The sequence below is a fragment of the Paenibacillus sp. Y660 genome (assembly GCF_057221575.1).
On sequence record NZ_JBXBBJ010000029.1, the window covers coordinates 46,082 to 58,995 of the forward strand.

At 46.7% G+C, this 12,914-nt stretch carries 11 protein-coding genes and 2 pseudogenes; 2 read left to right on the top strand and 11 right to left on the bottom strand.

Going from position 1 to position 12,914, the window contains the following annotated elements:
- Positions 1–38: 38 nt before the first annotated feature.
- The 6 genes from AC2TDN_RS22790 to AC2TDN_RS22815 all read right to left on the bottom strand — a co-directional run bounded on the left by AC2TDN_RS22790 (position 39) and on the right by AC2TDN_RS22815 (position 5,978).
- Positions 39–1,148, bottom strand: a complete 1,110-nt coding sequence (locus AC2TDN_RS22790) for an ABC transporter substrate-binding protein (protein ID WP_482067928.1) — start codon at positions 1,146–1,148, stop codon at positions 39–41.
- A gap of 390 nt (positions 1,149–1,538) precedes the next feature.
- Positions 1,539–1,943 carry a GNAT family N-acetyltransferase gene (locus AC2TDN_RS22795; RefSeq protein ID WP_484690272.1) on the bottom strand — a complete coding sequence of 135 codons (405 nt, stop codon included), beginning with the start codon at positions 1,941–1,943 and terminating at the stop codon, positions 1,539–1,541.
- Between the two features lie 84 nt (positions 1,944–2,027).
- Positions 2,028–2,540, bottom strand: a complete 513-nt coding sequence (locus tag AC2TDN_RS22800) for a DUF2798 domain-containing protein (RefSeq protein ID WP_484690273.1) — start codon at positions 2,538–2,540, stop codon at positions 2,028–2,030.
- Positions 2,541–2,948: 408 nt separating this feature from the next.
- Positions 2,949–4,163, bottom strand: a complete 1,215-nt coding sequence (locus tag AC2TDN_RS22805) for a chromate transporter (protein WP_484690274.1) — start codon at positions 4,161–4,163, stop codon at positions 2,949–2,951.
- A 9-nt stretch (positions 4,164–4,172) separates the two neighbouring features.
- Entirely contained in the window at positions 4,173–4,313 is a 141-nt protein-coding gene (locus AC2TDN_RS22810) for a hypothetical protein (RefSeq protein WP_484690275.1), read from the bottom strand.
- A gap of 168 nt (positions 4,314–4,481) precedes the next feature.
- A complete protein-coding gene (locus AC2TDN_RS22815; RefSeq protein WP_484690276.1) occupies positions 4,482–5,978 on the bottom strand; it encodes an MDR family MFS transporter in 1,497 nt (498 codons plus the stop codon).
- Positions 5,979–6,022: 44 nt separating this feature from the next.
- Between AC2TDN_RS22815 and AC2TDN_RS22820 the strand changes: the two genes are divergently transcribed.
- Positions 6,023–6,253, top strand: coding sequence for a hypothetical protein (locus AC2TDN_RS22820; protein ID WP_484690277.1), 231 nt, complete (start codon positions 6,023–6,025; stop codon positions 6,251–6,253).
- On the opposite strand, the gene helD is transcribed toward AC2TDN_RS22820, so the two are convergent.
- From helD to AC2TDN_RS22840, 4 genes and pseudogenes are all read right to left on the bottom strand, one after another.
- Positions 6,181–8,598, bottom strand: a complete 2,418-nt coding sequence (helD, locus tag AC2TDN_RS22825) for an RNA polymerase recycling motor HelD (RefSeq protein ID WP_484690278.1) — start codon at positions 8,596–8,598, stop codon at positions 6,181–6,183. The two genes, AC2TDN_RS22820 and helD, sit on opposite strands and share 73 nt — an antisense overlap.
- A gap of 217 nt (positions 8,599–8,815) precedes the next feature.
- A pseudogene (locus AC2TDN_RS22830) lies at positions 8,816–9,047 on the bottom strand (helix-turn-helix domain-containing protein); the annotation flags it as partial.
- An 18-nt stretch (positions 9,048–9,065) separates the two neighbouring features.
- A pseudogene (locus AC2TDN_RS22835) lies at positions 9,066–9,161 on the bottom strand (aldo/keto reductase); the annotation flags it as partial.
- A 373-nt stretch (positions 9,162–9,534) separates the two neighbouring features.
- Entirely contained in the window at positions 9,535–10,884 is a 1,350-nt protein-coding gene (locus AC2TDN_RS22840; protein ID WP_484690279.1) for an IS1380 family transposase, read from the bottom strand.
- A gap of 160 nt (positions 10,885–11,044) precedes the next feature.
- Here AC2TDN_RS22840 and AC2TDN_RS22845 point away from each other — a divergent pair, with 160 nt between their 5' ends.
- Positions 11,045–11,896, top strand: coding sequence for a phytanoyl-CoA dioxygenase family protein (locus AC2TDN_RS22845; RefSeq protein WP_484690280.1), 852 nt, complete (start codon positions 11,045–11,047; stop codon positions 11,894–11,896).
- Positions 11,897–11,970: 74 nt separating this feature from the next.
- Here the strand turns inward: AC2TDN_RS22845 and AC2TDN_RS22850 are convergent, their stop codons facing one another.
- Complete coding sequence (locus AC2TDN_RS22850; RefSeq protein ID WP_484690281.1) at positions 11,971–12,264, bottom strand: RNA polymerase alpha subunit C-terminal domain-containing protein; 294 nt, start codon at positions 12,262–12,264, stop codon at positions 11,971–11,973.
- Between the last annotated feature and the right edge of the window lie 650 nt (positions 12,265–12,914).

The window sequence follows — 12,914 nt, forward strand, 5'->3', positions numbered from 1 at the left end:
TTATAGGCTATCCTGTTTAAGCTTGAAGCTTTCAGCAATTAGTTCATGTGTACAAGAACACGTTCCTGCCAAAGCTGCGGCAATTTTTTAGCCGTTTCTTCCCAAACCTTGAAATCGCCAACTGGCTTAACGTTAGCGTACGCATCAGCAGGCAGCAGCTTTGCCGCTACGTCATCAGGAAGCTTAACGCTTTCGCGGATCGGTCTTGCATAACCCTTAGCCAAGTTGATCTGACCTGCATCGCTCAAAATATATTCGCGAGCCAGCTTCGCCGCATTTGGATGCGGAGCGTATTTGTTGATGATTGTGGCGTAACCACTCACAACGCTGCCTTCTTTAGGAATAGCTACATTGAATTGATCCTTACCCAACTGATCTCTATTGTTCAGGGCGTTAAAGTCCCATAGAAGCGTAACCTCAACTTCACCTTTTTCGATATTTGCCAGGCTTGCTTCCGCATTGGATAGGCGGCCATTCTTCGCAAGTTCCTCGAAATAAGCAATTCCCGGTTCAATATTGGACTCGTCTCCGCCAAAAGCAATCGCAGCAGCCAATACAGCCATTTGTGCTTGCGCGGCTTTCGTTACGTCGCCAACAATGATTTTGTAAGTGCCGTTTTTAAGATCTTCCCAGCTTTGGGGCGGCGTTTGGACAAGCTTTGTATTGGTTAGGAACGAAATCGAACCTTGGTATCCTACGATCCAATGCCCGTCTGTATCTTTAGCCCAATCGGGAATTTCATCCCAATAGGAAGTTTTATAAGCTTGCGTTACACCTTTATCTATCGCAACCGATCCGAATGCAATACCTACATCGCCGATATCCGCAGTCGGCTTGTCTTTCTCAGCCTCAAACTTGGCGATTTCCTCCGCGCTCGACATATCCGTATCTGTGTGCGATAGCGAGTACTTCGTTTGCAAATCAACCCAAGTGTCCTTCCAGTTCGCCCAAGTATCCGGCATTCCGACACTTACGACAGTGCCTTCTTCCTTCGCGTTTTTCTCCAGATCAGCTAGCGAGACTTCTTCAACTACAGCACTCTCATTAACTGCTTCTTCTTTGTTATTACCCCCACATGCAGCAAGCAATAGAACGAACACAGATAGAACAAGGCCTACAACTAACTCTTTCTTTAACCAAAGTTTCATAATCTCTCTTTCACTCCCATGTGGAATAATGTGGGTTGTTATGAATTCTTGTTGTTTTACCCTTTTAAAGTATAGATCTTCATTATTTTCTCTAGGTTATCTAAAATAAGCAGATTTGTTAAAACAATGTATGAATGTGGTAAATTTTCGCGTTCGCGATTCAAAAACTCAGGGGAAGCTTCATCTATATGCTAATAGCAGGCCATGTTTTGGGCAAAATAAAAAAGAGCATCTATCAGGGTGCTCTCTCAATGTTTAGTTCAATCTATATACGATTTCATAAGCTAGATTGCTCGTATGCCTGCATTTATTTTTTCCATGATTTTGGCTGCTGCTTCTTCGGAATTTTATTCGAAACAATTGGGAAGGTTTTCAAGCTATAGTTATCCGCTAGTTAGGTCTTCTATTCATAAAACGATCAGCATTTCTGATAAATCCATACTTTTCGTAGAGTCCATGACCATCTAACGTACCGAGCAAACCCATCATTCCTTCATATTCTTTTGTTATTACTTCTATCAATTTCTTCCCTAAACCCGAACCCCTATATTCTTCATCAATGAAAACATCACATAAATAATAAATCGTTGCCCAGTCCGTGACTACACGGGCAAAACCGACCTGCTTATCTTCATGATATATTCCATAGCAAACCGAGTTCTTTATGGCTTTTTCTGTTATTTCAGCTGGTCTTTTATTCGCCCAGTAGCTCCTGGACAAGAAACCACAAATCGTTTCGATTTTAAGCTTTGATTTATCATCGCTTATTAAAAAACCTTTATACATTAATTCCATACTAACACCCCGACTTCCCAACGAAATATTTTATATTTAAATTTCTTCAAAGCATATGGAAGTCCTCCTTATAATCGTGCTTACTCATCTAATCTGCCCGGATGTCTTATGTATTTTAGTTCCCGAAACGCCTTTATTTTTAACGAATTTAACAAATAAATACCGAACAATCGGGCCCACAACGATGAGCTGAAGAGGAAAAGCAAAAATAAAATTTTTAAATACTAAAGAAAAGTAACTGGCAAGCAAGGATTCTCCAATTAGACTGTCGGAAAAGTAAGCACTCCCCAATCCATAAAGAGACATACAAAGTACCATTCCACTCACCATAAAAAATGCAAGGGATAGAATTACAAATACCTTCTTAGACTTGTCATATGGTAATGAAAAAGCGATTTTTTTGGCCACTGGGCCGACAATAAATAACTCCAGTACGAACGCAATAATAAAGACTAGAACAAGTTGAGTAAGTATTTCTTTCAAGGATACCGTGCCAATCAAGCCGTGTGTAAATAAATTATAAAATGTCATGAATACAACCATCCCACAGCACATCATTAGCCCAAAATAAAAATCTTCTTTCTTAGTTGTTGGCATTTTCCATCATCCTTTCTAATTACCCCTGCTATTATAGCGATAATGGAAACCTCCACATAAGTGAACATTCTGTGGACATTTTTATAAAAACCGCATCCCTATGAGAATGCGGTTGGTCTGCTAGCAGCTTTAGTTGACCACGGCTTTGCGGACGGATTCATTGAGCTCATATGAATCGTTCACCTGATGTCCCCCTTTCATTAGTAATACAATTGAGGAGCCCGTTATTTTTCACGCTGCAAAAATAAGTTTGGGACAATTGCTTAAAAAGGGGAGCACAGCGATTCTTTTCAGTATGTCCGTCTGCTAGAAACGGTATCAGTCCGATTTCACTTCTCTAAAGCTTTAGTCCGTACAAAATAAAAAACGGATAATGAACAGTTGCCCGTTCCATTACCCGTTCTTTTGCTACAAGAGCCCCATCAACATTCCCCCTGCAGCACCTGTCAGCACTATTATCCATGGGGGGAGCTTCCAAAAAACCAGCATTACAAACAAAACGCTTGCTAGTACAAAATCCATTGGATCCAAGATCGCGGTAGTCCATAGCGGATCGTATAAAGCAGCTAATAAAATACCAACCACAGCGGCATTAATTCCCACTAATGCTCCTTGTACTTTCGGACTGTTCCTTAGTCCATTCCAAAACGGGAGCGTACCGACAACAAGAAGAAATGCTGGCAAAAATATGGCTACCGTCGCAACGACCGCTCCTGATATGCCTCCAGCCATCGCCCCAAGGTAGGCTGCGAATGTGAACATTGGACCTGGGACAGCCTGCGTGGCCCCGTATCCTGCCAAAAAATCCTCCTGGCTAACCCAACCCGTAGGAACGACTTCACGCTCTAAAAGCGGAAGCACGACATGACCTCCACCGAACACCAAAGAGCCAGAGCGGTAGAAGCTGTCAAACATCGCCAGCCAGCCGTTTTCAACCGATTGTCTAAGAAGCGGAAGTGCAACTAGGAGACCAAAAAATAAAACTAGACATATGACGGCAATAACTCGACTGATTGCAATTTGAAGCTCAGGAGTCCCCTCCGCTGCTTTCTTCCGATATAGCATCAACCCTATAACACCTGCAGCAATAATGATAAACACTTGGCTGTAGACGGTTTGCCATAACAATGTAATCGCTGCAGCGATTATAGCTATTGTGACTCTGTCTCGATCCGGTGTAAGCTTCTGCCCCATTCCTAAAATAGCATGGGCTACAATCGCAACAGCTACAATCTTTAGTCCGTGAATCCAACCTGCACTGCCAATATCGTAGCCTTGAAGCAGGAAAGCAAACGCTACTAATGCGATGACTGAGGGCAGTGTAAAGCCTAACCATGCTATTATCCCCCCCAGCAGTCCTGCCCTTACAATACCGATACCGATTCCAATCTGGCTGCTGGCCGGTCCCGGGAGAAATTGACAAAGTGCAACTAAATCGGCGTAACTTCGTTCATCCATCCATTTTCGACGGCGTATGTACTCGTTATGGAAATAACCAAGATGTGCGATCGGTCCCCCAAATGAGGTGAGCCCCAGTTTTGTGGATACACGTAACACTTCTAGAAGATCTACAACTTTCCCCTTTTTCACATCTCTTTGTGCCTCTTTTTGATTAGGATCCATTTAGACTGATTACTCCTTTTCCTTCTTCACATTCTGAAACAGGTTTCTAAGCGCTCCAAGATCCAAATAAAGCATCACCGCTGGCATGGTGTAGGATATGAATTTGAATATGATATCGAAAGTTGATTTTATTCTATCTTTATCTTTCATTCTCATTCAATCCTGTTTACAAAAAATAAACAAATGCATTCATAATAATCTTCAAATGGGAAAAGTCCCGAAACACAAAAACACCCTTCCAACTTCCAATTGGGAAGTGAAAGGGCTGAAGAGCTTACTTTCTAGTTATCTGGTATTTCGTCAACCAAACGGAGACGCCTAGTGACCCAGCATCGTCGCCGGGTCCGGATTGTCCCCGCTGGCGGTTACATCTTCTTTCTGCTGCTTCGGTTTACGCAGAAGGAGCGTCAGTGCGACGCCCGCGGTCGTGAGGCACGCGGACAGGAAGAACGTGTCGCCGTAACCCGCGACGACTGCGTTCAGCGGATTTGCGTCCGCTCCCGCGCCTGCGGCGTGGGAAGTGATTTGCGTCGTCAGATAACCCGTCAGGCCCGCAACCGCGAACGAGACGACGACTTGCTGAGCTGCTGTTGTCAGCGGTGTAACGCGGCTCACCAGACGGCGAGGCGCAGAGTTCAGGACATGCGTGTTGAGCGGCATCATGGAGAAGCCCATGCCAAGACCCATGATGCTGATGCACAGGATGACAACCCACAGCGAGGTATCCACCGATATGCCGGATAAGATGAACAGGGAAATGGATACGACGGCAAGACCGGCGAAGGCGAGCGGACGCGCGCCGATCTTGTCGAACAACCGGCCGCTGATCGGCATGCCGATTGCCGCGCATAGCGCATAAGGCATCAGGATCCAACCCGTTTCAAGCGCGGTGTAGTGCATGACGCTTTGCAGGTACAGCGGCACGATCAGCATTGCGCCGAACAGCGCGAGCTGTACGATCCACGTCAAGATGATGCTGCGTGTAAAGTCGGACGACTTGAACACTTTTAGCTCCAGCAGCGGCTGCTTCTGTGCCAGTTCCACGAAGATGAAGAGGATGAGTGCAATGCCGCCGACGGTCAAGCCCGTGATCGTCGAAGCACTGGACCAGCTGGTTCCGCCTTCGCTTACGCCGTACGCCAGCATGGAGAAGGCGATCGGCGCGAGGCACATGCCGATGACGTCCAGATGCGGCGCCGCATGGCGTTCCGATTTCGGCAAATATTTATATCCGAGAATGAAGGCTATAATGCCGATCGGCAGATTGATGATGAAAATCCAGTGCCAGCTGACAGAATCGACCAGCCAGCCGGATAGCACCGGACCGAATGCCGGCGCCATCAGCATTGGGATGCCGAGTACCCCCATGATGGATCCGAGGCGCCCTGGAGGCGCGAGCTTGAACACCATGGCCATCCCGATCGGACCCACCATGCCGCCGCCCAAGCCTTGAATGATGCGGTAAATGATCAGCTGTTCCGGCGTTTGCGCGATGCCGCACAGCACGGAGCCGATTGTGAACAGAACGATTGTAATCATGAAAATTTGCTTGGAGCCGAATTTATCGGTCATCCAGCCTGCAAGCGGGATAACGGCGGATAAGGCCAGCGTATAGCCCGTAACGGTCCATTGGATCGTCTTCAGATCGGTGTCGAAGTATTCAACAAGTTTCGGAATGGCATTATTGACGACGGTGCTGTCCAGAATAACCATGATCATGGCGACAATAATCGCCATGAGCTGCGGCAGAATGGCTTTTAGCGAGAAGTCGTCACCGCCGACTGGAATCGGTTTTGTTTGCATAGGGGCTGACATATGTCCCTGCTTTCTGCTCATCGAGCGTTTTATGGATAAAAATAATGGTCGTGGAACAAATTGATCTGGTCGCAGGTGGACACAGGCACGCAGAAAAAGGAGTCGTCGCGGGATTCTTGCTTACAGCCGCCCTTGATGACGGCTCCGAAGATTTGCTGAATCATGAGCAGCAGTTGATCACGGCCGACGTCATCCCGATCCGTCAATTTGGCGCTTTCTCGTACAAATTCGCAGGCAATGCCTGCACGAACGGCGACCAATCGCCTGTCGTGTAAAGATGAAGCCGGTGCATGGCCCGCGTACACGCCGTATAAAGAAGCTTGCGTTCGTTGTCCCGGCCGTAAGCTTCGAGCGAAGCGTCATAGACCAGGACTGCATCGAACTCGACACCCTTGGCGAGATAGACAGGAATGACCATCAATCCTTTTTCAAAACCCAGCGTCTCCTTCGTAATGAGCTGCAGAGCTTCACCTCCATGAATCCGTAACGATTCATGGACCTCACGGCTTTCGGCTGCGGTCTTCGTAATGACGGCGATGGAATCGAAGCCCTCGGCCATGAGCGCCGCGATGTCTGCCAGAATCTGCGCATCACGCTTCTCCCTGCTGTCCTGTCTCTTCAGAATGGGCTTTTGGCCTCCCCTTTCAAACGGTACAATTTCTTCTCCGCCTGGAAGCATCGATTTCGTAAATGCAACAATCTCCCTGGTTGAACGATAACTGCGTACCAGGCAGACAAGGCTTGTTTCGGCTTCGCCGAAAAGGCGGAGCAGCGGCGAATCGGATGCGTCCAAGCTTGTAGCCTGCATGAAGATCGCTTGCCCGAAATCGCCGAGCACCGTCATCCGGGCACGGGGAAACAGCTTTTTTAGATATTCATATTGAAACGACGAATAATCCTGACCCTCATCAACGAAGACATACCGGATTTCCGTGTTCGTCCGGACGCCTTCGATCAGTTCTTTTACATACAAATACGGAGTTGCATCCTCGTGGAACAACTCGTTCCGGAGCAGCGTTTCCTTGGTTTGCCTGCATATTTCAGGCCACTGCGGGGGGATGACAGCCCCATTCGTTTTCTCCCGATAAGCAGCTTCATCGACAAACAATTGGCCATATATGCCTATGACATCTACAAACGAGAGTTTCTTCACACTTTTCCTTAGCGGTTTAAAGCTTTCCTTCACGATCCTTCGGCGGAGCAGATCTTCCTCCCTCCGGGAGAAGTTAAAGTCGCCTTCATCTTCACGGCGCTTGTTGTTCATTTTCTCGCGAACGGTGGCGAATTGTTCCGCAACGTCGAATACTTCCCTCTCTTTATGCAGCATTCCGAAGACTTCCGCATACTGCTCGGTGTCGAGATAATTCAACTCTTCCTCTACCCAAGGCGCTTTCCGTTCCATGCGTTCCAGCGAAGCCAGTTCATTGAGCAGCCATTCCTGCAACAGAACGACACGATTGAGCAAAGTCAGGGAACGGTCATAACCGTAAAATTTCGCTCTCATTCGCTCCGCGGTAATCAAATCGCGGTCCCGAATACGAATACCGTTGAATCGCATGCCTTCCCGCCCCAACCACATTCCATAGTTCTGCAGGGCTTGCAGGAAAGCCTCGGAAGCTTTATACTCGATCCCCTGAAGACGAGCCTCATACCCCGGCGCTCCTTGTGCGGTCAGTACATATTCGATCTGATCAAAGGGATCCTCCGACATTAACGAAGAACCTAGCCAATAGTCGAGATATTCTTGAAAAGTCGTCTGCTGTATATTCTCTTCACCGAGCTCCGGAAGGACGGTGGAGATATAACTGTTAAACATCGGATTCGGTGAAAAAAGAACGATCTGATCCGCCCTGATCGTCTGGCGGTGTTTGTACAGCAAGTATGCCACCCTCTGCAATGCCGCGGAAGTCTTACCGCTGCCGGCCGCCCCTTGTACGATAAGCATCCGGCTTTTGTCATTGCGGATGACGGTGTTTTGTTCCTTCTGGATGGTTGCCACAATACTTTTCATTTGCGAGTCCGCACCTTTGCCGAGCACTTGCTGCAGCAATTCGTCTCCGATCGTTTCGTTCGCATCAAACATGTTGCGGATTTGCCCGTTTTGAATCTGAAACTGCCGTTTGAGCTCCATCGTCCCTTCGATTCGTCCGGTCGGCGTGACATATGACGCCAGGCCGGGGGAGTAGTCGTAGTACAGGCTGGCGATTGGCGTACGCCAGTCATAGATCAGAAAGCTCAATCCTTCTTCGTCGACGAAGGAAGATACGCCGATATAGATCTGCTCGCTGAGGTCCAGGCCATCCTCATGAAAGTCGATGCGTCCGAAATAAGGAGACGGGAGCAGACGGTTCATGCCACTCCATTGCTGCGTCAACAGCTTGTGGCCGCGCTCCCGTTCGGCTAATACCGCGGACTGCTGGTTAATCGTGTAGAAGGTCTCTTCGAAATCTTCGTACGTGCTTGTGTTGATCGTAACTTCTTCCCAAAACCGCTTGCGGATGTCCGTAGCCTGATCGTGCAGTCCGGCAACCTCCGGCTCCAGTTCAGCGATTCTTGCCTGCAGCTTGTTCCTGACCCGTTCCAGCCGCTCCTGTTCCTGCCGCCAACCCTTCGCTTCCATCTCCCTGAACACACTCCTTTTTCCTTTTTCTGGGATAAAAAAGAGCATTGACAAATTAAAGTTCCAGATGTACAATTAAAGTAGAAATAAAACTGAATACGCTCCTTATTATAATTTGTCAGTAACGCTATTGATTATATCATAGCGTTATTTTGCGTTCAATTTATTTTTTTGTTGCCCTCCGGCAGAGCTTAACACTGACCGGATTGTGAACAGTTTAAACAAACCACTGCGGAGTATGCTGCCAGGAGATGACCCTTGAATTCATCAGGGTCATCTTTTTTATATCTCCCTTATCTGGTTTCGGTTGCGAGGGGCTTTCATAGCCTACTCGGAATGCCACATCAGTGGCATCTGCTGACTCGGTTAACAGCAGGCGACGGGCTTCCTGAAGTCTCAGTTGTTTTTTGGAACTGAATAGGACTCTTGGCCGTTACTTCTCTAAAATAACACACCCTTTCAACCAGCAAATCGAAGATAATTCTTTCTTTTCGAACCGACTTTGGAATTACAACGACTTCTCTATGTGTTAGCCAACTTAAAACTACCTGGGCAACGGATTTAACACCAGATATGACATAAAAAAATTGCCAGTCAGGGATGAACCGAGGTCCCCACTGCACGTTCGGATTGGCTGCGTTGCGGCTGGCGAAATTCACCGTTGGGCTGCAGTCAAACAGCGACCCCAGATGCATACAGATCAGCCCTCCTGTAAATTGAAATCTTGAAAAAACGTAAATCTCTCCGTTATTTGTCTAAATACGACTCATTGCACCTAATGTATACCTGAATCCGTGACACCTCAGTAATCTCAACCGTATGGCACATGGATCATCTTCCAATCTGACCCAATAGCCGAATTCAGCAGTTTCAGGGTAACTCAAAACAGAACCCTTGCTCTCAAGCGTTTTGCTTAGTCGTATGAAATGCTTGTCTTTAACCGAAGTGTATATATAGACGACGCAACTGCCGGAACCAAGGGCTCCATCTTCCAAAACAAAGCTTGAAGCTTCGAGCATGTTTCACATAACGCGCCGAAATGAGCATAAGATCTTGGATTACGGTCCGAATACGCTGGCGGAAAACCTTCTTCTTCTTCTTTGGCGCATCTTGGTCGGTCAAGGCAACCTGACCAATTAATCGAAGCATGTTGTAAGCGAATAATCCCATATGTAAGATGAGGTCATTCGTAGCGAACTTGCCTGACGGTAGTCGTTCAAGGTCAAGTTCAGATTTAATCTCACTGTGGAATTGCTCACTTGTGGCATGGTCCTTGTACAACTCGACGATTTGTTCCTCCGAGCATTTAAGTGTCGTCCAGAAAAGTGCCAGCTCGATCTCTGGGACAAGGAGCACCTGACCGTCCCGTTCAATGGTGCGCTCCGTCACATGGTAGACGAGTTGCACGGGCTTTATGAAACGCTCTGGTTGGACAGTCATGGTTCCTAAATAGATGTTCTTACCTGGTCGAACTTCTTTACAACGCCCTTCCTTTTTCGCGCGTGTGAGCCATTGTTCGGGCGACTCTTTACGCGGGTTGCGTTTAATAATGAAATCTCCTTCTTGATCAAGCAGCAGATTCACATTATCGGCTGCATCATTGCCGCCATCTAGACGAGCGAGAATCGGTAGGCTAGAGATGCGCCGTGCATACCGAAGGCTCCTATCAATGAAGTCGTCAGCATTCTTTTGAACATGTGTTTTGCCTTCACGAAGTTCGACATTAACGCCATAGCCCTCTTGTCCGAGGTAAGCAAAGAAAGGTGAGTATCCATCAAAGCCTTTGTAGGTTCTGGATACGCCTTCCTTCTTCGTATTGGAGTTGTCAAAGGGTGATACATCCAGATCAAGAGGTAAGTAGGAGCGCACCTTATCCTCATCATCGGTTATTTGAACAGCTGTAAGTGGAGCCTTAACACGTTTTAGCAAATCGGCTGACTCTTCGAGAATGATCTTCTGCCATTCGCCAGATGGAGCTGCTTGGTCAAAGCGTTGACGCATGGTGGGACTGGACGCTAATTTGTATATGCCGAGAGCCCGCGAGAAAAATTCATCTTGGCGAAATGGCTCAATATGATCAAAGTCGCTTTTCCCTTGGCAAAGTAAGCCCAAGTAAGCGCGAACGTTGTCTGCATGTGAGATATCGGGTATTTTGGTTTCGCCAACCTTGGATAGGTTCAACCGTTTATTAAGATGAGTACCGGCAAGAAGTTGCCCGACGATAATAAGACCAGCACGCGAAGTTAAATAATCACTGGAAGTTTCAAGTGTAAATTTCGTTGTCATAGGAGTTCACCCCATAGGTGCAATTAGATATCAGCAGAAAACACGCTGTGATCTCAATTTTACTCCTAAAATCTCTTATAATCTACGATTTTCATAAATTTATGTCACGGATTCAGGGTATATTTAAAGCGCATACAAAATCAACTTCATTTTAGTGGAGGTGCGTTGGGACATATTAACGAAAGCGCAAGTGAATCAGTTCGAGCAGGACGGTTTTCTTAAAGGGGATGTCATATTAAGCGATGAAGAGGTTGAGGTGCTCCGCCGGGAGCTGCAGGATGTGATGGAAGGGAAAACAGTCAACAAGCCAATTATGAATCATAATATGCTGGACAGCGGTTCGCTCTACGACAATATGAAAATGACGGTCAGCGAGCGCGTCGTTCAAATCGTAAACATATGGATGGCGAGCGACGCCTTTTTTAAGCATGCATCGAACCGCCGGATTTGCGAGGAAATCGCCCAGCTATCCGGCACCGACACCGTTCGAATCTGGCATGACCAGGTCCAATATAAGCCCCCGGTATCCGGCGGACCGACCGGCTGGCACCAGGATCATCCTCTGTGGCCAATCATACAACCAGCCGATCTCGTCAGTGCATGGGTGGCACTGGACGATGCCATTATCGAAAACGGCTGTATGTGGATGGTTCCCGGCAGCCACAAATGGGGCAACCATCAGAAATATTTGGCCAGCTACAAAAACTTCATGCCGTTCCATAAGCAGCCCGAGTTGCTGCCGGAAGGTGCCGATGTGAAGGCCGTGCCATTCGAGATCAAGAAGGGTCAGGTCGGATACCACCATTGCATGACTTGGCACGGCAGCCCGCATAACCGTTCCGAATTGCATCGTCGAGCAATTGCGGTCCACTACATGCCTGGTCATACCCGATACGAACCGTCTGAGAACCATCCGATGCATGATTATGTGAACGTGAAGACCGGTGAAGTTCTTCAGGGCGACCATTTCCCAGTCGTGTACACGACGAATCCAGCGATCGAGATCTCTTAATTGCAAGCACCGAGTATACCTAGATCCTGCGGCATGAATTGAAGGTAGAATTACTGGCATCCAATGGTCATCATTTAGTTTTTGAATGATAATCCATTTTCCTTTAAAGTCGTCCTAAGTATAGGTAAAGATTTGGGCCCCATACCGTGAATTTGCAAGATCTCTTTTTCACTATATTTTGAGAGCTGTTGCAAAGAAGTTATTCCTTTGTGTTCCAATGCGCGTCTTGCCGGCGACGAAAGAAGGGAAAGAAATCCGTTGTCAGGTTTGCGTTCTTGCTCACAAGTCGGGCAGGAAGGACAATCGCTGCTTTTATAAAATTGGTGTCCATGTTCGCAAGTTTTTAAAGTTTTATTTGAAGCTGCCATTTTTATTTCTCCTTTTCTTAAGCCCTTCTACAAGAGGGAGTTGTTTTCATTTCTGTATATCCATCGCACGATTTGTTCCAAACGGTTATCATTTATTTTAGTATATTATGCTTTATTGAAGAAAGTTTCTTATGGATTGCTCTTCTATCATTTCCCACTCACATTACTGCCCGTTAGTCGAGAAAACGGCAACCCATATGTCGGTTGCCGTTTTTATGTAGTAATGCTATCAATCTCCGTTAATTTAGTGAACGTTATTTTTTAAACCGCAATTTAGCTCTCCAAAATATTATTGAGATTGCTGCTGCGAATGCAAATGCAAAAAGTAATATCAGTATATATTTATCTTTCCATTCGGGTTCAGATAATCGGTCTAGGGCTTGAATATCTTTGCTCGCCTCATTAATAAGTTTATTGCCGCTACAAAGACCGGTTAATTCTTTGCCTTTAACATGGTTGGTATAAACTAAATATGTATTTCCTACTGTTACTGACGTCCTCACATGACCGGAAATTGACGATGTCTACTGTCCAAGATATGACGCTGAGCGTGACCGCTAATTGTATTAGATAAGGGAAGTGGTCACTGTAAGAACCACTTCCCTATTATTCATATCTCAACCAGATACGTATCTTTCTTCCACAAATAA

Excerpts from the sequence above, each read along its gene's own strand:
- AC2TDN_RS22820 (WP_484690277.1), top strand. The coding sequence starts at position 6,023 with ATGGTCGTGGAACAAATTGATCTGGTCGCAGGTGGACACAGGCACGCA.
- AC2TDN_RS22805 (WP_484690274.1), bottom strand. The coding sequence starts at position 4,163 with ATGGATCCTAATCAAAAAGAGGCACAAAGAGATGTGAAAAAGGGGAAA.
- AC2TDN_RS22810 (WP_484690275.1), bottom strand. The coding sequence starts at position 4,313 with ATGAAAGATAAAGATAGAATAAAATCAACTTTCGATATCATATTCAAA.
- AC2TDN_RS22840 (WP_484690279.1), bottom strand. The coding sequence starts at position 10,884 with ATGACAACGAAATTTACACTTGAAACTTCCAGTGATTATTTAACTTCG.
- AC2TDN_RS22795 (WP_484690272.1), bottom strand. The coding sequence starts at position 1,943 with ATGGAATTAATGTATAAAGGTTTTTTAATAAGCGATGATAAATCAAAG.
- AC2TDN_RS22800 (WP_484690273.1), bottom strand. The coding sequence starts at position 2,540 with ATGCCAACAACTAAGAAAGAAGATTTTTATTTTGGGCTAATGATGTGC.
- AC2TDN_RS22790 (WP_482067928.1), bottom strand. The coding sequence starts at position 1,148 with ATGAAACTTTGGTTAAAGAAAGAGTTAGTTGTAGGCCTTGTTCTATCT.
- AC2TDN_RS22815 (WP_484690276.1), bottom strand. The coding sequence starts at position 5,978 with ATGTCAGCCCCTATGCAAACAAAACCGATTCCAGTCGGCGGTGACGAC.
- AC2TDN_RS22850 (WP_484690281.1), bottom strand. The coding sequence starts at position 12,264 with ATGGCAGCTTCAAATAAAACTTTAAAAACTTGCGAACATGGACACCAA.
- helD (WP_484690278.1), bottom strand. The coding sequence starts at position 8,598 with ATGGAAGCGAAGGGTTGGCGGCAGGAACAGGAGCGGCTGGAACGGGTC.